General features: G+C 67.0%; 14 protein-coding genes. 1 reads left to right on the top strand and 13 read right to left on the bottom strand.

Going from position 1 to position 19,081, the window contains the following annotated elements; translation table 11 throughout:
• Nucleotides 1-85 precede the first annotated feature (85 nt).
• Both STRTUCAR8_RS12055 and STRTUCAR8_RS12050 read right to left on the bottom strand, forming a co-directional pair.
• Complete coding sequence (locus STRTUCAR8_RS12055) at nucleotides 86-376, bottom strand: hypothetical protein (protein WP_044472066.1); 291 nt, start codon at nucleotides 374-376, stop codon at nucleotides 86-88.
• A gap of 317 nt (nucleotides 377-693) precedes the next feature.
• Entirely contained in the window at nucleotides 694-1,263 is a 570-nt protein-coding gene (locus STRTUCAR8_RS12050) for an ATP-binding protein (RefSeq protein WP_006375958.1), read from the bottom strand.
• Between the two features lie 169 nt (nucleotides 1,264-1,432).
• On the opposite strand from STRTUCAR8_RS12050, the gene STRTUCAR8_RS12045 reads away from it, so the two are divergent.
• Nucleotides 1,433-2,785, top strand: coding sequence for an NsdA family TPR-like regulatory protein (locus STRTUCAR8_RS12045; protein WP_006375946.1), 1,353 nt, complete (start codon nucleotides 1,433-1,435; stop codon nucleotides 2,783-2,785).
• Between the two features lie 32 nt (nucleotides 2,786-2,817).
• On the opposite strand, the gene STRTUCAR8_RS49565 is transcribed toward STRTUCAR8_RS12045, so the two are convergent.
• The 11 genes from STRTUCAR8_RS49565 to folC all read right to left on the bottom strand — a co-directional run bounded on the left by STRTUCAR8_RS49565 (nucleotide 2,818) and on the right by folC (nucleotide 18,967).
• Complete coding sequence (locus STRTUCAR8_RS49565) at nucleotides 2,818-5,493, bottom strand: ATP-binding protein (protein ID WP_143666512.1); 2,676 nt, start codon at nucleotides 5,491-5,493, stop codon at nucleotides 2,818-2,820.
• 701 nt (nucleotides 5,494-6,194) lie between these two features.
• A complete protein-coding gene (locus tag STRTUCAR8_RS12025; protein WP_006375947.1) occupies nucleotides 6,195-8,147 on the bottom strand; it encodes a TIGR03960 family B12-binding radical SAM protein in 1,953 nt (650 codons plus the stop codon).
• 120 nt (nucleotides 8,148-8,267) lie between these two features.
• Nucleotides 8,268-9,770 (bottom strand): CYTH and CHAD domain-containing protein, encoded by a 1,503-nt coding sequence (locus tag STRTUCAR8_RS12020; RefSeq protein ID WP_006375949.1) that lies wholly within the window; start codon nucleotides 9,768-9,770, stop codon nucleotides 8,268-8,270.
• A gap of 155 nt (nucleotides 9,771-9,925) precedes the next feature.
• Nucleotides 9,926-11,125, bottom strand: a complete 1,200-nt coding sequence (rodA, locus tag STRTUCAR8_RS12015; RefSeq protein WP_006375951.1) for a rod shape-determining protein RodA — start codon at nucleotides 11,123-11,125, stop codon at nucleotides 9,926-9,928.
• Nucleotides 11,122-13,380 carry a penicillin-binding protein 2 gene (mrdA, locus tag STRTUCAR8_RS12010; RefSeq protein ID WP_006375957.1) on the bottom strand — a complete coding sequence of 753 codons (2,259 nt, stop codon included), beginning with the start codon at nucleotides 13,378-13,380 and terminating at the stop codon, nucleotides 11,122-11,124. Before mrdA ends, rodA begins: the two co-directional genes overlap by 4 nt.
• 107 nt (nucleotides 13,381-13,487) lie before the next feature.
• Nucleotides 13,488-14,159: a rod shape-determining protein MreD gene (gene mreD / locus STRTUCAR8_RS12005; RefSeq protein WP_006375955.1), complete on the bottom strand. Its 672-nt coding sequence runs from the start codon at nucleotides 14,157-14,159 to the stop codon at nucleotides 13,488-13,490.
• 16 nt (nucleotides 14,160-14,175) lie between these two features.
• Nucleotides 14,176-15,120, bottom strand: a complete 945-nt coding sequence (gene mreC, locus STRTUCAR8_RS12000; RefSeq protein WP_006375954.1) for a rod shape-determining protein MreC — start codon at nucleotides 15,118-15,120, stop codon at nucleotides 14,176-14,178.
• Between the two features lie 173 nt (nucleotides 15,121-15,293).
• Nucleotides 15,294-16,313, bottom strand: a complete 1,020-nt coding sequence (locus tag STRTUCAR8_RS11995; protein WP_006375952.1) for a rod shape-determining protein — start codon at nucleotides 16,311-16,313, stop codon at nucleotides 15,294-15,296.
• 316 nt (nucleotides 16,314-16,629) lie between these two features.
• Nucleotides 16,630-17,043, bottom strand: a complete 414-nt coding sequence (gene ndk / locus STRTUCAR8_RS11990) for a nucleoside-diphosphate kinase (protein ID WP_006375945.1) — start codon at nucleotides 17,041-17,043, stop codon at nucleotides 16,630-16,632.
• 67 nt (nucleotides 17,044-17,110) lie between these two features.
• Nucleotides 17,111-17,476 carry a DUF4233 domain-containing protein gene (locus tag STRTUCAR8_RS11985; RefSeq protein WP_006375948.1) on the bottom strand — a complete coding sequence of 122 codons (366 nt, stop codon included), beginning with the start codon at nucleotides 17,474-17,476 and terminating at the stop codon, nucleotides 17,111-17,113.
• Nucleotides 17,477-17,482: 6 nt separating this feature from the next.
• Nucleotides 17,483-18,967: a bifunctional tetrahydrofolate synthase/dihydrofolate synthase gene (gene folC, locus STRTUCAR8_RS11980; protein WP_006375956.1), complete on the bottom strand. Its 1,485-nt coding sequence runs from the start codon at nucleotides 18,965-18,967 to the stop codon at nucleotides 17,483-17,485.
• Between the last annotated feature and the right edge of the window lie 114 nt (nucleotides 18,968-19,081).

Genomic DNA, 19,081 nt, shown 5'->3' with positions numbered 1-19,081 from the left:
TTCACTCGCCCCATGGCAGCTCCCGCCCAAAGTCTCTGCGGCCGGCGACGTGCCCACCCGCGCCACTCACCAGCGAGAACGCTCCTCATTCCGCACCGTCGCCAGGGTGCGACTCCAGGAGCCCGGCGAGCCGCTCCACCGCGTGCGGCCAGCCCGTAACCCGGACCACGCCGCGCCCGTCCTCATTCGTCGAAGCCACGGCCCGCACTTCCGACAGCTCGAACCCGGCACCGAGGAACGCCCGGTTCAATTGGTCGGCAGACTCCCGCGCGACCCGCCACGCCGCCACGTAGTCGACACCAGGCACCCAGAGCCCGAAGTCCGCACCGGCGTCGTCGATGCCGTCGCTCAGCCAGTTCTCGCCAGCGCCAGTCATTGTGCCCACCTCTGTCCTGGTCCAGATAACAGATCGTCAACTCTCTTTGGTCCAGGGCGGATGCACAGCACAACGACCCCGGTACCATCAGGCACCGGGGGTCGCTGTACTCCCTTCCGGACCACCCCAGTTGCTTCCAGGCGCGGGGGTGGTCCGGTCTTGCGTTTTCGGTTGTGAAGCGCGGCCTCTTACTACCGGGTGGGGAACCCGGTGGCCCAAGCCAAGAAGCCGCGCCCCGTACGCCGGAGGAACGAACCTCCAGCCCCCGGACCGTCACCCGCTCCCGAGAGAGCAACGAGGACGTGACGGCCCGAAGATCACCACAACGGCTTGCCCCTGGCGCCGTCGGCAAGGTCGAGACGGGCCCACACGGTCTTTCCGCCCTTGTCTTCCGGCGTCCACCAGACCGAGGTAGCCAGCCGCTGCACGATCAGCAGCCCCCGCCCGCTGTCAGGCAGCACAGCCTCAGACAGTTCACCCGCGAGACCAGGGGAGAACGGCTCACCCAACGGGAGCAACGGCGGGGACGAGTCCTCATCGGAGACGCCGATGAACAACCACTTCGGCCACATCTTGAACGCCACATCGATACGCCGAACTCCGCCGGGCCTGGCAAAGCAGCGTTCCGGCACAGCGTGGTTGATCACGTTCCCAACCAGCTCCGACACGATCAGCCGGGCATCATCCACGACGTCATGGGCCCCCGTGCTCTGAAGGAACGCACCCGTCATGTCACGCGCGAGGCGCACGGTGTTGCCGAGTTCAGCGAAGAGCGTGAGCGTCAGGTAGTGACCACCGTCGGCCAGGTTCGGCGAAATGAACCAGTGAGCGAACGCGTCCAGCTCACTCGTCACGTGCTCACGCTTTCGAACTTGCTTCGCGGTCATGACACAAAGTCACCGTCTCCGGTCACGTCCGCCGAGACTCTCCCGGCGGGGTGGACCGAGGATGCATCCCCTGCACCGGCTGCCGCTCCCCCCTCTTGGGGACCCCCCTCGTGGGTACACTCGCGAGACGAGAGAAGACACGTCTGGTCAATCACGATGGGGAAGTGAGATGACCGAAGCAGCACCCACACCGGCAGCCCTGCCGCCGCACGTGCTGGAACGCGCAGACGTACGGTCAGCAATCGCCAACCACGACTTCGGCGAAGTCTTCAGACTCGCCCGACTGCACGGAAAGATCAGCTACGCCAAGATCGCGGAAGCCGTCGGCTACAAGCGCGAGCACATCGGCCTCATGGCCCGGCCGGAGACCGACGGCAAGGGCACACGCCCACGGATCACCCAGCACCGCAAGATCCTCGAAGTGGTGGACGGGCTACGCATCCCCGGCCCTCTCGCAGGACTCGCCCCACGCCCCTGGGAACTAGCACGCAGCGCCAGCATCGCCGTGCCGCAGGATCCAAGCACCTTGATCACAGAGGGTGGTGCAGGACTCTGGGACATCGCCGAACTACTACGGCGAACGGAGATGTCCAGCATCAACAGCGCCGCCCTGGAGTCGATCGAACAGGGCATTGAGCAACTGGCGCGGGCCTACCCGTATGCAGATGCCGATTACCTTCACGAGCGCACCCGCAACGGCTTGCAGTACGTCACCAAGCAACTCGAAGGCCGGATGACCCTGCGCCAGCACCGAGAGCTCCTCGTCGACGCAGGCTGGCTCTTCCTACTGAACGCATGCGTGCAGTACGACCGAGGCCAACGCGAAGCCGCCAACCTCAGCAAAGCCGCCGCCCTACGGATCGGCGACGAAGCCGGCCACGGCGAGATCAAGGCATGGGCGTTCGAGATCGAGGCATGGTTCGCCCTCACTCAGAGCCGCTGGACGGACATGCTCGAAGCCATAGAAGCCGGGCACATCGCCGACCAGACACACTCCGTCGGCGTCCAGTTGTACGCCCACAAGGCCCGCGCCGCCGCACGCATGGGAGACGCCCGTCTGGTCCGCGATTCACTGGACGCCGGACGCGCCCGCTTGGATCGGCTACCCCGTCCGGATCACCCCGAGCACCACTTCATAATCGACCCGGACAAGTGGGACTTCTACGAAATGGACGCCTACCGCCTACTCGGAGACGACGAACGCGCCGCCACCCACGCCCGCTCAGTGATCCGAATCAGTACGGGCCCGGACGGTACCGAGATCTCCCCCATGCGCGCCGCAGAGGCCCGCCTCACGCTCGGAGTCGCCGCCGCCCGCACCGGCGAGATCGACGAGGCCATAGGCATGGGTACAGCAGCCCTCACAGCCGACCGGAAGTCCCTGCCGTCCCTGCTTTTAGTTGCTAACGAGTTGGACAAGGAACTCCGCGCCCGCTATCCGCGCGAGGCCGCCACACGCGACTTTCACGAACGGATCATGGCCATCAAGCGAGGCACTTCCAGACCCGAACTTCCATTCTAACTCACCCCAATCACATCCAGAGAATATCTTCGTCAACCGCTCCGGGAAATCAGAAATCGAGCACGCCATCGCTCGTTATGAGCAATAGCCAAATTCTCCACAGATTGAGCCATACCATACGGGTCACCGGATTCCCCGTAAAGGTCTGCAGACTCATGGTAGGCATCAACAGATTCGTCGAATTTTCGCAGCTTAAGCAGAGCACCCCCGCAGTTCCCAAGCGCCCTGGCCCTGCGATGCCAGTCATTGAATCGCTGAAAGATTTCCGCAGCTTCTCGGTGAATCAAAAGCGCCTCATGAAAACGCCCCATCCTCTGCATGGCTGCACCTTGGTTATCCAGCGATCCAGCCAACCGATGATAGTCACCATAATCTCGCAAGATAGCTGACGCTTGCCCATGAAGGCTGACGGCTTCGCCGAATTCCTGCAACCCCTGAAGCGCTGCCCCCTGGTTATCCAATGCTGCTGCCCGGCGGTACCAATCATCAAGGTCACCAAAGATATCAGCAGCTCGCCTGTGAGCGTTGAGCGATTCCCTGAAGCAGGACAGCTCCATCAGGCAAACGCCCAAGTTAGTAAGTGCACCACCTTCGCAGCCCAGGGCACCGATCTCCTGGAAGACTGTTGCGGCTCGCCGGTGAAGGTCGACAGCCTTATCGAACTGACGCAAGCCTTGCAGGGACACTCCCTTCGCGTCCCACGCCTTCTGCTCCTGGAGTCGGTCGCCCAGTTCTCTACTGATTTCCACAGCCTGCTGGAAAGCGCCTACCGACTCGTCAAAGCAGCGCGCTTCCTGCAAATCAAGTCCCAAGTTGTGCAACATTCCGGCTTGACGCTGCCGGTCTCCAAGATCTTGAAAGATGGCCGCTGCTTGGCGATGCGCACTGGTCGCGCCGTCAAGCTGTCGCAACTGTCGCAGCACGAGACCCAGATTATTCAAAGCAGTACCTTGCCCGTGCCGATTTCCGATCGCGCTTGTCGACCGGACAGCAACACGCGCGGTTTCAAGCCACTCCTGAAGATGTCTGCGAAAGTTCAAGAAGGCACTCAGCGCTAGGGCAATCTGGGCCGCTGCACCAAAATGATGTTCCTCTTCCGCCATAGCGACAGCTACCACCAAGCATTCCCGCTCAGAGTCAAGCCAATTCAAGGCAGCATGACGGTCGGCGAAGCGCTCCAAAACAGGATTATCAGAGGTAACCTCAAGGAACTTATTCGCAGATCGAGTTGCGACTAGAACGTGGTCAAAAAGACGAGTGATGACAGAAATTCTCTGGTCTTCCTCCGCATGCATGCGAGCGAGTTCATCAGCAAACAAATGGAGCAAATCATGCATACTCCAACGCTCGCCATCTCTTTTCTCCAAAAGGTGCACACGGGTAAGATCCATCATCATTCGACGCGCGATGGAGATAGGGCGCCCGAGGAGTACTGCAGCAATCTCCACAGAGAAATCCGGTCCAGGGGCAAGAGCCAGCAGACGAAAGGCGCGGGCCCGCTCACCGTCTCCACTAACCAATTGCCGGTAAGACAAGTCGAAGGCAGCGCGAAGAGATAGCGGACGCCCCTGTTCATCCACGTCGTCGTATTGGAAGATCTCCAAACGCATTCGCGCATCGCTCAAATCCGCGATCTGACTAGCCAGTAACCGATCCGGCTCATCCCGAAGCAGGGCGGCAATGATGTGCAATGCAAGCGGCAATCGCCCGCATAGCTTTGCCAAACTTTTAGCGTCCTCAGGATGGGTAACCATACGGTCGTCACCAGGATGTGTGACGCGTAATGCCTGGTCAAGGAGTTCAACTGCTTCATCGATGGGCAGCGCAACCAGTTCCACTCGATGGGCAGACAGCGCGGACAGCGTATGGCGCGATGTAACAATTACGCGATGCGGCGAGTCCGGTAGCAACGGAGAAACCTGCCCAGCTGCGGCAGCGTTATCCAATAGAACCAATAGTGGCTTGTTGCTCTCCGCAAGGCTTTCCAGGCGAGCGCGCCAAAGTCCCAGCTTGCCCTCAGGGGTCGTCGGTATTACCGTATCCGGAACTCCCAAGATACGCAGGAATTGTTCTGCTGTTGTGGCAGGATCCTGTGGCCCACTGGAGCTATAACCGCGCAGATCGGCGAAGAGGATACCGCCGGGGAACCAGCCACGCTTGCGGGCCTGGTGAGAGGCATGTACCGCCAGCGCGGTCTTACCCGCACCCCCCATACCGACAATGGCTGAGGTTACTGGTCCGCTGTGAGGATGCCCCGCATCTGGCCCGAGTTGGGCGAGTAGGTCGCCAAGCGGACCGGTGCGACCAGTGAAGCCCACCGGCTCTGGCGGCAAGCTCACAGGCCCACAGGCTGACGTGGAAAGTCCGGTCGGACTCTCCACCGTCCTTGGGCGACCGCCTTGGTTGGCTGTCCGCTCTTGACGAGCTGCAAGGAGCAACTGCTGCCACCCAAACACTGAACGTCGTTTGTATTCCGACTCTCGCGACACCCGACTCTGGAGGAAAGGGATCAGCACGGCGAAGTACTGTTCCGACTTTTTGCCGGGTACCGACTTGGCAGTCAGCCAGCCGTTGATAGTCGCGTCGCTGATAGTGATCGCGCGCTGTTGAACGCTGCCGAGCTTGACCAGCCGGCTGAGCGATGGACTTCCGGCGGCTTCGTACAGCCCCCGCAATTCGCTCCAGAATCGCTCCGCAACCCCGCTCACGAACACGCACCGCCTGTCCGGGCCTTCCGGAACATGCAGTGCCCGGAAATCCTTTTTCTACCGTGCTGACCAGCGTACTTGCCGAACCCTACGTCACGAGCAGATCGCCGGAAACCTTCCGGAAGGCGGACACCTGTGCCATCAGCCCGGCAAGAGACGATCACCGGGCCCGCTCTGGAGGTTCTCAATGTCCGTTCTGCTTCAGGTACTCCATGACGGAGTCACGCTCGGCGGCGGTGCCAGCGTCCTTTACACATCCACGGTAGCCGCCACGGCCGTTACCTCCGTCGCCGCCCGTTCCTCCGACCGGCGCCGGGACGCGCGGGAAACCCTCAAGGTCCTGTTGGGTCGCCGTCCCTCACGCTGAGCCTCCGGACGGGGTCACCAACACTGAGTGGCCCCGTCCGGGGCGATCAAGTCCGCGTCAGGGGCAGGAGGTGTCGGAGTCTCCGTCGCCTAAGCCAGACATTGGCTCGCTGCCCCACATGGCAGTCCTACGGACTGTTGACCGTCAGACCCACTCCACTACGGACTGAATCCCCGAGGAGCCCCCAGACGGCGGCAGCGGCGTCCTCGGTACCTCCCGCACGACCCCCCGCCGCTCACTCCGAGCCCCAAGCGCCCTCAGGACAGCAGCAGCCTCTTCCTCACCGCCGCCGTCCCCCAGCGCCTCCACAACGCGCCGCAGCGCCTCACTCACGTCAGTGGACATGTCCGCTGGCCGGAGCGTCCTTCTTGACCGTCAGCGGCAGCAACTTCTTCCCGCTGTTACTTACTTGTGGCCAAGTGTCCATCTGCGGACACACCCCACAGTCGAAGCAGGGCGTCCACCGGCAGTCCTCGACCTCTGTCTCGTCGAGGGAGTCCTGCCAGTCCTCCCACAGCCAGTCCTTGTCGAGGCCCGAGTCGAGGTGGTCCCACGGGAGGACCTCCTCGTAGGTGCGCTCGCGTGTCGTGTACCAGTCGACGTCGACGCCGAAGTCGGGCAGCGTCTTCTGCGCGCAGGCCATCCAGCGGTCGTACGAGAAGTGCTCGCGCCAGCCGTCGAAGCGGCCGCCGTCCTCGTACACCGCGCGGATCACCGCGCCGATGCGCCGGTCGCCGCGGGACAGCAGACCCTCGACGATGCCGGGCTTGCCGTCGTGGTAGCGGAAGCCGATCGAGCGGCCGTACTTCTTGTCGCCGCGGATCTTGTCCCGGAGCTTCGTCAGGCGCGCGTCCGTCTCCTCGGCGGAGAGCTGCGGGGCCCACTGGAACGGGGTGTGCGGCTTGGGGACGAAGCCGCCGATCGAGACCGTGCAGCGGATGTCGTTCTGGCCGGAGACCCTGCGGCCCTCGGCGATCACGTTCGTCGCCATGTCGGCGATCTGGAGGACGTCCTCGTCGGTCTCCGTCGGCAGGCCGACCATGAAGTACAGCTTCACCTGGCGCCAGCCGTTGCCGTACGCCGTGGAGACGGTCCGGATGAGGTCCTCCTCGGACACCATCTTGTTGATGACCTTGCGCATGCGCTCGCTGCCGCCCTCGGGCGCGAACGTCAGACCGGACCTGCGGCCGTTCCTGGTCAGCTCGTTGGCGAGGTCCACGTTGAAGGCGTCCACGCGGGTCGACGGGAGCGACAGCCCGATCTTGTCGTCGGTGTAGCGGTCCGCGAGCCCCTTCGCGATGTCGCCGATCTCCGAGTGGTCGGCCGAGGAGAGGGAGAGGAGGCCCACCTCCTCGAAGCCCGTCGCCTTGAGGCCCTTCTCGACCATCTCGCCGATGCCCGTGATCGACCGCTCGCGCACCGGGCGGGTGATCATGCCGGCCTGGCAGAAGCGGCAGCCGCGGGTGCAGCCGCGGAAGATCTCGACCGACATGCGCTCGTGGACGGTCTCCGCGAGCGGGACCAGGGGCTGCTTGGGGTAGGGCCACTCGTCCAGGTCCATGACCGTGTGCTTGGACACCCGCCACGGGACTCCGGACCTGTTGGGTACGACGCGGGCGATCCGGCCGTCCGCCAGGTACTCCACGTCGTAGAACCCGGGGATGTAGACGCTGCCCGTCTTCGCGAGGCGGAGCAGGACCTCCTCGCGGCCGCCCGGACGGCCCTCCGCCTTCCAGGCGCGGATGATGTCCGTCATGTCGAGGACGGCCTGCTCGCCGTCGCCGATGATCACCGCGTCGATGAAGTCCGCGATCGGCTCGGGGTTGAAGGCCGCGTGGCCGCCGGCCAGCACGATCGGGTCGTCCAGGCCGCGGTCCTTGGACTCCAGCGGGATGCCCGCCAGGTCCAGGGCGGTCAGCATGTTCGTGTAGCCCAGCTCGGTGGAGAAGGACAGCCCGAACACGTCGAAGGCCCCGACCGGGCGGTGGCTGTCCACGGTGAACTGCGGGACGCGGTGTTCCCGCATCAGCGCTTCCAGGTCCGGCCAGACGCTGTACGTACGCTCGGCGAGGACGCCCTCGCGTTCGTTCAGCACCTCGTAGAGGATCATGACGCCCTGGTTGGGCAGCCCGACCTCGTACGCGTCCGGGTACATGAGCGCCCAGCGGACGTCGCAGTCCTCCCAGGGCTTGACCGTGGAGTTGAGCTCGCCGCCCACGTACTGGATCGGCTTCTGCACATGCGGGAGCAGGGCTTCGAGCTGCGGGAAAACCGACTCGGCAGACATCGCGGCGTTACCTTCGTGAGCTGACGGGGGATGACCACCAAGCGTAACCCGCCCGGAGGACTCCCCCGTCCGCGTGAAAACCGGCGCCGAAGCGGTCGGCAACCGGTGCGAAACCGGGTGCTAGACCTCCATCGCGCCCCGAATCGTCCGCCACTGTCCGGGCAGCGCCTCCTCCACCCCCGTGGCCCGCCGCTCCTCGCGCCCGTACAGCAGCCCGTACGTGAAGGTGTTCTCCCCGGCCGCGTGCGCCACGGCGGACAGCTCGCGCAGCGTGGTGCGGACCATGACGCTGTCCTGGTGGTCGCCGAGCAGGCTCTGGAGGGACTTCATCGACTTGGTGAGCGCCTTGGCCGGGCCGCCCAGGGCGGGGGTGGCCGCCTCTGCGGCGTACCGGGTGCGCTTGGCCTTCTTGCGGGCCTCGTGCAGCCCGAGGTCGCGGTCGGTGCCGGGCGGCTGCTCCATGGCCTCCTCGACCAGCGCGGACACCTTCGCGAAGTCCTTGCGTACGGCCTTGGCGAGCCCCTTGTCCGGCTTCTTCGCCGCCGCCTTGAGGACCGGCGGGTCGGCGACCACGGCGTCCAGGGTGTCGAGGAGCGTCAGATAGCGCGGGGAGTCCAGCACGCCGAGCAGCCGGCGGCGCGCTCCGCCGTGCTCGGCCCTGGCCCAGGTACCGAGCCGGTCCCGGACGGGCCCGTGGAGGAGAGTGGGGGCCAGTTCGTCGAGGGCCTCGCCCAGCCGTTCGGCGAGGACCTCCTGGTCGCGGCCGACACCCAGCTCGCCGGCGAGCCACTTCAGCTCGTCACCGATCGGGTCGGTGACCTTCCGGTCGAGGATCTTGGGGAAGGACTTGAACGTGCTGCGCAGCCGGCGGGTGGCGACCCGCATGTCGTGCACGGCCTCCTCGGCGTCCTGGCGGACGGCCGGGTCGAGGTCGAGGACGGCGTCCCGCTGGGCACGGACGTAGGCGAGGACGTGGTCGCCGACGGTGACGGGTTCGGCGGGTTCGTCCTTCGGCCGGGGATGCCCGCCCTTGGTCTCGGCAAGGGCCCGGGCCAGCTTCGACGCGGACTTCGAGGGCCGTACGCCCGCCTTGCGGAGGCGTTTCTCCACCTTGTCCAGGACGCGCTGGTCCTCGCCGTCGGCGAGCTCCACCTCGATCTCGGTCCACTGTGCGGTGCCCTCACCGCCGAACAGCCGCTCCGCCCTTACGGTGTCCACGCCGACCTCGGCGAGCCGGCGGCCGTCGCTGTCGACGAGGTCGCGCAGGTCGCGGGTGGAGCGCAGCCGCACGACCGGCACGAGCTGGCCCTCACGGACTCGGGCGCGGACCAGGCCGGCCAGTTCGTCGGGGACGGTGTCGGAGAGCGGGACCTGGATCTCGTCCCGCACTCCTGGGGCGACGGGGAGTTTCAGGTGCCAGCCGGCGTCGGAGCCGCCGGTGCGGCGGCGCAGCGTGATCGAGGCCGCGGCCAGCCGTAGGTCCGAGGTGTCGTAGTAGGTCGCGTCCAGTTCGGCGGTGCCCTTGTCGAGGACGTCCGCGACCCCGGCGACGCCGGTCAGGTCGGGCAGTCCGCTGTCGTCGGATTCATACTTCCGCTCGATTTCCCGCTTTGTGTCCGCCATGAACCGAATCTAGTCACGATTCGGCTCCGACGGCAGTCCCACGACCCTCGCCGGGCCGAGAACCGCGCGCCCGGTAGGGACGCGGGGAACCGCGCGCCCAGCCACAACGGCGCCGCACCGGACCGACTGCCCCTCACCGCCCCTCCAGCGGAGCGTCACGCCGACATGGGCCGCTCGACCCTGATCGACTGCAGCAGCCCCACCGCCACCCACACGGCGAACATCGACGATCCTCCGTACGACACGAAGGGCAGTGGCAGACCGGCGACCGGCATGATCCCCAGGGTCATCCCGATGTTCTCGAACGCCTGGAAGGCGAACCACGCGATGATCCCGGCGGCGACGATCGTGCCGTACAGCTCGGTCGTCTCGCGGGCGATGCGGCAGGCGCGCCACAGGACGACGCCCAGGAGCAGGATGATCAGGCCTGCGCCGACGAAGCCCAGTTCCTCCCCCGCGACCGTGAACACGAAGTCGGTCTGCTGCTCGGGGACGAACTGGCCCGTGGTCTGGGAGCCGTGGAACAGGCCGGTGCCGGTGAGGCCGCCGGAGCCGATCGCGATGCGCGCCTGGTTGGTGTTGTAGCCGACGCCGGACGGGTCGAGTTCGGGGTTGGCGAAGGCGGCGAAGCGGTTGATCTGGTACTCGTCCAGGACGCCGAGCTGCCAGATGAGGACGGCTCCGACTGCGCCGGTGCCGAGCAGGCCGAAGACCCAGCGGTTGGAGGCGCCGGAGGCGAGGAGCACGCCGAGCACGATGATGACCATGACCATGACCGACCCGAGGTCGGGCATCAGCATGACGATCATCATCGGTACGGCGGCCAGGCCCAGGGCCTGGAGGACCGTGCGGTGGTCGGGGTAGGGCTTGTCGCCGGCGTCGACCCGGGCGGCCAGGAGCATGGCCATGCCCAGGATGATGGTGATCTTCACGAACTCCGAGGGCTGGAGCGAGAAGCCGCCGCCGAGCACGATCCACGCGTGGGCGCCGTTGACGGTCGCGCCGAGCGGGGTCAGCACCAGGAGGATCAGGAGGACGGAGAGTCCGTACAGGATCGGCACCGCGGTGCGCAGGTTGCGGTGGCCGAGCCAGACCGTACCGATCATCAGACAGAACCCGATGCCGGTGTTCATGAGGTGCCGGATCAGGAAGTAGTACTGGTCGCCCTGGTTGATCTCGGTGCGGTTGCGGGTCGCCGAGTAGACCAGGATCGCGCCGATGAAGGACAGCGCGAGCGCGGACAGCAGTATCGGCCAGTCCAGCCTGCGGGCCAGCGAGTCGCGGGCCAGCATGCGGGACAGGGACGAGCGTTCGGGGCCGTAGCCGGAGACGGAGAAGGTGTTCGCGCCGGTCATGGCATTCTCCTTTGCGTACTCCGCGTGCTCCGCCTACTGCGCCCGCGCCTGCGGTGGGCTCGGCCGGTGCCCGTCCGTTCGGTCGCGACCGTGGCCGGCGGGAGCTGGCCGCCCGCGAGAGCGAGCGTCTCCTCGGTGGCCTCCTTCGGCGGCACGTACGGCTTGATCTTCGGGGCGTCGATCGAGCCGTCCGACTCGATCTTCGGGAGGCTCTTCTGCGGGGTGGGCAGCAGCGCCTTCCTGTTGTCGATCTTGCCGTCCGGGGAGACCCCGTACAGAGCCTCGTATATTTTGCGGACGGCCGGGCCGGAGGCTCCGGAGCCCGTACCACCCTGGGAGATCGTCATGACGATCGTGTAGTCCTTGGTGTACGTCGCGAACCACGAGGTGGTCTGCTTGCCGTAGACCTCGGCCGTACCCGTCTTGGCGTGCATCGGGATCTTGTCCTGCGGCCAGCCGCCGAACCGCCAGGCCGCCGAACCGCGGGTGACGACACCCTCGAAGGCGCCGTTCATGTCCTTCAGGGTCGCCGGGGTGATCGGCAGCCTGCCGTGCGACTTGGGCGCGATCGCCTGCACGGACCTGCCGTCGGCGCTGACGATCGCCTTGCCGACGGTCGGGTCGTAGAGGGTGCCGCCGTTGGAGATCGCCGAGTAGATCGTCGCCATCTGTATCGGCGTGACGAGGATGTCGCCCTGTCCGATGGAGTAGTTGACGGAGTCACCGGCGCGCATGAGGTTGCCTTCGAGGCAGTTCTCGTACGCGATCTGCTGGGCGTACGAGCCGCCCTTCTTGCCGTACTTGCACCAGGAGGCCTTGTTGGCCTTCCAGTAGTCCTGCTTCCACTTGCGGTCGGGGACGCGGCCGGCGACCTCGTTGGGCAGGTCGATGCCGGTCACGGCGCCGAGGCCGAACTTGTGGGCGGTGGTGTAGAACCAGTTCTTCGCGTCCTTCTTCGGCTTCAGGCCGCCGTCCTTCACCCACTCCTGGTGGGCGAGACGGTAGAAGACGGTGTCGCAGGAGACCTCGATGGCGCGGCCGAGGCTGATCGGGCCGTACCCCTTGGACTCGTAGTTCTTGAAGACCTGGCCGCCGATCGAGTACGAGCTGGAGCAGTCGTAGTGCCCGTCGAAGGGGTAGCCGGCGTCGACGGCGGCCGCGGTGGAGATGGCCTTGAAGATCGAGCCGGGGGCCGCCTGGCCCTGGATCGCCCGGTTGAGCAGCGGGTAGTTGGAGTTCTTGCCGGTCAGCTTGGCGTAGTCCTTGGCGGAGATGCCGCCGACCCAGGCGTTCGGGTCGTAGGTCGGGTTGGACGCCATGGCGACGACCCGGCCCGTCTTGGCCTCCATGACGACGACCGCGCCGGCGTCGGCCTTGTAGTTCTCGCCGGTGTTGTCGTCGTGCTCGTCGCGGGCCTTCTTCATCGCCTGGTTCAGCTCGTACTCGGCGACCCGCTGGACGCGGGCGTCGATGCTGGTGACGAGGTTGGAGCCGGACTGGGCGGGGTCCGCCTCGGCGGTGCCGATGACGCGGCCGAGGTTGTCGACCTCGTAGCGGGTGACGCCGGCCTTGCCGCGCAGTTCCTTGTCGTACTCCCGCTCGAGACCGGACCGGCCGACCTGGTCGGAGCGGAGGTAGGGCGAGTCGGTGTCCCGCGCCTTGGTGATCTCCTCGTCGGTGACCGGGGAGAGGTAGCCGAGGACCTGGGCGGTGTTGGAGCCGCCGGGGCCCGCGTAGCGGCGGACGGCAGCGGGTTCGGCGGTGATGCCGGGGAAGTCCTCGGAGCGCTCGCGGATCTGGAGCGCCTGGCGGGCGGTGGCCTCGTCGGTGATGGGGATCGGCTGGTACGGCGAGCCGTTCCAGCAGGGCTGCGGTGTCTTGGCGTCGCACAGCCGGACCTTGTCCTTGACCTCCTTGGGCTTCAGGCCCAGGACCCCGGCGAGCTTGGTGAGGACGGCGTCACCGTCGTCCTTCATCTTCAGCAGGTCGGTGCGGGAGGCGGAGACGACGAGACGCGTCTCGTTGTCCGCGATCGGCACCCCGCGCGCGTCGAGGATCGACCCGCGTACGGCGGGCTGCACGACCTGCTGCACGTGGTTGCCGGACGCCTCCTTGGCGTAGGCGTCCCCCTCGCGGATCTGGAGGTACCACAGGCGGCCGCCGAGGGTGCCGAGGAGGGAGAGGACGAGGATCTGGATGACGACGAGACGGATCTGGACGCGTGGCGTCCGGCCGGTCTCGGGAATGTTGGTCACTGGTGCTGCCTCCGCCTCTCAGTGCGCGTGCGGGACGCGGACGTACGAGGCATACGAGTACACGAGCAAGCTGTGGGCGTGGGTGTCGGGGTCCGACTGACGGGCGTTCACAGGCGCTTGACCCCCTTGATGCGGCCGGCGCGGGCGGCCTTCGAGCGGGCCGCCTTCACCTTCAGGCCGCCGCGCTGACTGCCGATGCGCAGGCCGGTGCCGGAGGACAGCCAGCCCGAGGAGATGTCGGTCTTCTTGGCCGCCGAGTTGGCCTCGGCGAGCGGGTCGTTCTCGGCTCTGCGGGCCAGGAACATGATGCCGGGGACCACGAAGGGCGCGAGCAGCAGGTCGTACAGCGCGGCGGTGAACAGCAGGCTGGGGAGGCCGACATGGCGGGCCGCGGTGTCGCCGACGAGGGCGCCGACACCGGCGTAGAGGAGGGTCGTGCCGACGGCCGCGGCGACCACGACGGCCATCGGACCGGTGGCCGACTTGAGCCGGCCGTTCTCGGGCTTCACCAGACCGGCCAGATAGCCGACGAGGCACAGCACGAGGGCGTAGCGGCCGGCCGCGTGGTCGGCGGGCGGGGCGAGGTCGGCGAGGAGTCCGGCGCCGAAGCCGACGAGGGCGCCGCCGACATGGCCGTACACCAGGGCGAGGCCGAGGACGGTCAGCAGCAGCAGGTCGGGGACGGCGCCCGGGAGGTGGAGGCGGGCGAGGACGCTCACCTGGATCACCATGGCGACGACCACCAGGGTGGTGGAGAGGAGCATCCGGTTGAAACGCATGGGGGAAGTTCAGCTCCTACTGCTCTTGCTGGTACTGGCCGTCGGACGCGGACGCCGACGGTGTCACCGTCACGGTGACCGTCGGCGTGGGGGTCGGCCTCGGCTTGGCCGGGAGGACGGTGTCGCGCGGGTCGCTGCGCGGGGCCTCGACGACGACACCGACGATGTCGAGCTTGGTGAAGCCGACGAACGGCGTGACGTAGATCGTGCGGGTCAGGTCGCCGCCGGACGGGTCGACCCGGGACACGAAGCCGACGGGTACGCCGGGCACGAACGGCTTGTCGGCCTGCGAGCCGAAGGTGACCAGGCGGTCGCCCTTGCTGACCTTGGCCTTGCCGTTGAGGAGCTGGACGCGCAGCGGCCGGTCGCCCTGCCCGGAGGCGAAGCCCAGTTCGTCGCTGCCCTCCATCCGCGTCCCCACGGTGAAGTCCGGGTCGTTGGCGAGCAGCACGGTCGAGGTGCCGGGGCCTACGGTGGTGACGCGGCCGACGAGTCCGTCGCCGTTCAGGACGGTCATGTCGCGCTTGATGCCGTCGTTGGCACCGACGTCGATGGTGACCGTCCAGGAGAAGCCCTGGGCCGCTCCTATGGCGATGACCTCGGCGCCCTTGATGCCGTACTGGCCGGCGCCCGCCGACTTGAGCATCTTGTCGAGCTGGCTGAGGCGGCTGCGGTTGCGGTCGTCGCTGCCGAGACGGGCCTTGAGCGCCGCGTTCTCCTTCTCCAGCGTGGCGAGCCGGTCGTGCCGGTCACCGGAGTCGCGTACTGCCGAGACGGCGTCGCCGACCGGGTCGACCACGGTGGCCACCCCGTCCTCGACCGGGCCGAACACGGCTGCCGCGGCCTGCCGGGCACCGTCGACCGGTGAGTCCTCACCGCCGCGGATGTCCACCGTGATCAGCGCGAACGCGATGGCGATCAGCAGCACCAGGAGCAGCCGGCTCTCTCGTGTGTCCCTCACGTGCGGCGGCGTGCCTTCCTCAAGAGAGTTTTTTCGGGCAGAAGAGTCGAGAAGAAATCGGGAAAAGAAAGGAGTTGGGGCAAAAACAGTCGTTCGGGGGAGCTTATGCCTCTATACCAACGATCCGCCGCACGAGAGGGGATCATCTCGTACGGCGGAATCGAAGAGTTACGTCATCTGCGCGGCGACGCGTCCAGCACCTGCTGGAGCGCCTCGAACTCCTCCACGCACTTGCCGGAGCCGAGCGCCACGCTGTCCAGCGGGTCCTCGGCGATGTGGATGGGCATGCCGGTCTCACGGCGCAGCCGTTCGTCGAGGCCACGGAGCAGGGCCCCGCCGCCGGTCAGAACGATTCCGCGGTCCATGATGTCGCCGGACAGCTCGGGCGGGCACTTGTCGAGGGTGGTCTTCACGGCGTCGACGATCGCGTTGACCGGTTCCTCGATCGCCTTGCGTACTTCGGCCGCGGAGATCACGACCGTCTTGGGCAGGCCGGAGACCAGGTCCCGGCCACGGATTTCGGTGTGTTCGTCAGCGTCGAGGTCGTACGCCGAACCGATCGTGATCTTGATCTGTTCGGCAGTCCGCTCACCCAGCAGGAGCGAGTACTCCTTCTTGATGTGCTGGATGATCGAGCTGTCCAGCTCGTCACCCGCGACACGGATGGACTGGGCGGTGACGATGCCGCCGAGGGAGATGACCGCGACCTCCGTGGTGCCGCCGCCGATGTCCACCACCATGTTGCCCGTGGCCTCGTGGACCGGCAGGCCGGAGCCGATGGCCGCGGCCATGGGCTCCTCGATGATGTGCACCTGGCGCGCGCCGGCCTGGGACGAGGCCTCGATGACGGCGCGGCGCTCGACGCCCGTGATGCCCGAGGGCACACAGACGACGACACGGGGACGGGCGAGATACCGCCGCTTGTGAATCTTCAGAATGAAGTAGCGGAGCATCCGCTCGGTGATCTCGAAGTCGGCGATGACGCCGTCCTTGAGCGGGCGCACGGCAACGATGTTGCCGGGCGTCCGACCGATCATCTTCTTCGCTTCCGATCCGACCGCGAGAATGCCACCGGTGTTGGTGTTGATCGCGACGACGGACGGCTCGTTGAGTACGATCCCGCGACCCCTGACGTACACCAGCGTGTTGGCGGTCCCGAGGTCGACAGCCATGTCACGGCCGATGAACGACATTGAGTTCCCCATCAGGATTCGACTGGCCTTCCCAAGTGAAGCGTGTGATGGCTCTGGTTCGGGACGGCGAAGTGGGTGCGGTGACGAACAGGCTTGCAAGGCTTACATCGTAGTCGCGCCTGCACGAACACCACGCGAGGGTCTTCGCCATTGTCAGCATGCGATGTGCCGTCTCGCTTCTGGAGACGAGCGTTCGGGGGTAGGCGTTCCCCCGATCGGCGCGCATATGCCGCAGGACGGCCGGTTTTCGGCGGCCGTCCCAGGTCAGACATCCGGGTGAGGTGACGATCCCTCAGTCGGTGGTTCGGCCTACGGCTCAGTCGCGGCCGGGGAAGAAGATCTTCAGCTCGCGCTCGGCGGACTCCTCGGAGTCGGAGGCGTGGATGAGGTTCTCGCGCACGATCACGCCGTAGTCGCCGCGGATGGAACCGGGGGCTGCGGCGATCGGGTCGGTGGGTCCGGCGAGCGCGCGCACACCCTCGATGACCCGCTCGCCCTCGACGACGAGCGCGACGACGGGGCCGGACGCCATGAACTCGACGAGCGGCTCGTAGAAGACCTTGCCCTTGTGCTCGCCGTAGTGCTGCTCCAGCGTCTCCTGGTCCAGCGTACGCAGCTCCAGCGCGGTGATCCGCCAGCCGGCCTTGCGCTCGATCCGGCCGATGATCTCGCCGGTCAGGCCGCGACGGACGGCGTCGGGCTTGAGCAGGACGAGGGTGCGCTGAGTCACGAGGGTGGCTCCATTCGGGTCACGTGTGTGCGGTGGTCAGAGGCTACAGGGCCGGTCCGGGCGGGTGTTACGCAGCGTCAGGGCTGGTGGGGCCGACCCCTGTGGCCTGCGCCGCGAAGCGGGCCTTCGCCTCGTCGATCTTCCGGCCGTAGTGCACGGACGCCCACCACAGCGCGGCGAACATCGCGCCCATGAAGAACATGGTCGGCATGATGAAGCCGGACGCGATGAGCGCGATCTGCAGGGCCCAGCCGAGCTGCACCCCGCCGGGCCGGGTGATCACACCGCAGAGCAGCACGCACAGCAGCATGGCGATGCCGCTGACCGTCCACACCGTCGACATGGACAGGTCGGGGTCCTTCATAGCGACGAGACCGGCGAAGCCGATCAGGAAGACCTCGCCGATCAGGGTCGAAGCGCAGAGCGTACGCACGGCAGGTCAGCCCCTTCCCAGGAGCAGTCGGGCCTCGCCGACGGTGATGACGGAGCCGGTGACGAGCACACCGCCGCCGGAGAACTCCCCGTCCTCCTCGGCGAGGGTGATGGCGGCTTCCAGGGCGTCGTCGAGCCGCGGCTCGACCTGGACCCGGTCGTCGCCGAAGATCTCGACGGCGACGGCGGCCAGCTCGTCGGCGTCCATGGCGCGGTGGCTGGAGTTCTGGGTGATCACGACTTCGGCGAAGATCGGCTCGAAGGCCTCGAGGACCCCGCGTACGTTCTTGTCGCCGCTCGCCCCGACCACCCCGATGAGCCGGCTGAAGTCGAAGGCCTCGCCCACGGCCTCGGCCGTGGCCCGGGCGCCCGCCGGGTTGTGCGCGGCGTCGAGGACGACGGTGGGAGAGCGCCGTACGATCTCCAGCCGCCCCGGGGACGTCACCGCGGCGAACGCCTTGCGCACGGTGTCGACGTCGAGGGGCTCGGGCCGCTGGGTGCCGACGCCGAAGAACGCCTCGACGGCGGCGAGGGCGACAGCCGCGTTGTGGGCCTGGTAGCCGCCGTGCAGGGGCAGGAAGATCTCCTCGTACTCCCCGCCGAGCCCGCGCAGCGTCAGCATCTGCCCGCCGACGGCGACCTGCCGGCTCACCACCCCGAACTCCAGCCCTTCCCGGGCCACCGTGGCGTCCACCTCGACGGCCTTCTTCAGCAGTACCTGGGCCGCGTCGACGGGCTGCTGGGCGAGGATGACGGTCGCGTCCTGCTTGATGATCCCGCTCTTCTCGACGGCGATCTCACCGGGCGTCCCGCCGAGCCGGTCGGTGTGGTCGAGGTCGATGGGCGTCACGACGGCCACATCACCGTCGATGACGTTGGTGGCGTCCCAGCTGCCACCCATCCCGACCTCGACGACGGCCACGTCGACCGGGGCGTCCGCGAAGGCGGCGTACGCCATGCCGGTCAGGACCTCGAAGAAGGAGAGCCGGAACTCCTGCTGGGCGTCGACCATCTCGACGTACGCCTTGATGTCGTCGTACGTCTCGACGAACCGCTCGGCGGCGATCGGCGCCCCGTCGAGGCTGATCCGCTCGGTGACCGACTGGACGTGCGGGGAGGTGTAGCGGCCGGTGCGCAGGTCGAAGGCGCCGAGGAGGGCCTCGATCATGCGGGCGGTGGAGGTCTTGCCGTTGGTACCGGTGATGTGGATCGAGGGGTAAGCGCGCTGCGGCTCCCCCAGCACGTCCATCAGGGCGGCGATACGGCTGACGGACGGCTCCAGCTTGGTCTCGCCCCAGCGGGTGGCGAGGTCCGCCTCGACGGTGCGCAGGGCCTTGTCGACCTCGGGGTCCTGGGGGCGGCCGGGCACATCCGCGGTTACGGCTCCGCCTTGGGTGCGCAGGGTGCGGCTGCCGGCCTCGATGACCGCGAGGTCGGGGTCTCGGTCGGTCTCGGCGTCGATGATCTCGTCGAAGGGGTCGGTGTCGCTCACGGGGGCCAGTCTACGGAGCGGGTGCCTACGGTGGTGGGCGGTGGGGGTTTCGTCGGCGGGTGCGGGTGCGTGGGGGCTGGTCGCGCAGTTCCCCGCGCCCCTGAAGGGCGCCTC

It is taken from the genome of Streptomyces turgidiscabies Car8, assembly GCF_000331005.1.
GTDB lineage: Bacteria > Actinomycetota > Actinomycetes > Streptomycetales > Streptomycetaceae > Streptomyces > Streptomyces turgidiscabies.
The sequence above is the reverse complement of the archived record's forward strand: the minus strand, read 5'-3'. Positions and strand labels throughout refer to the sequence as shown.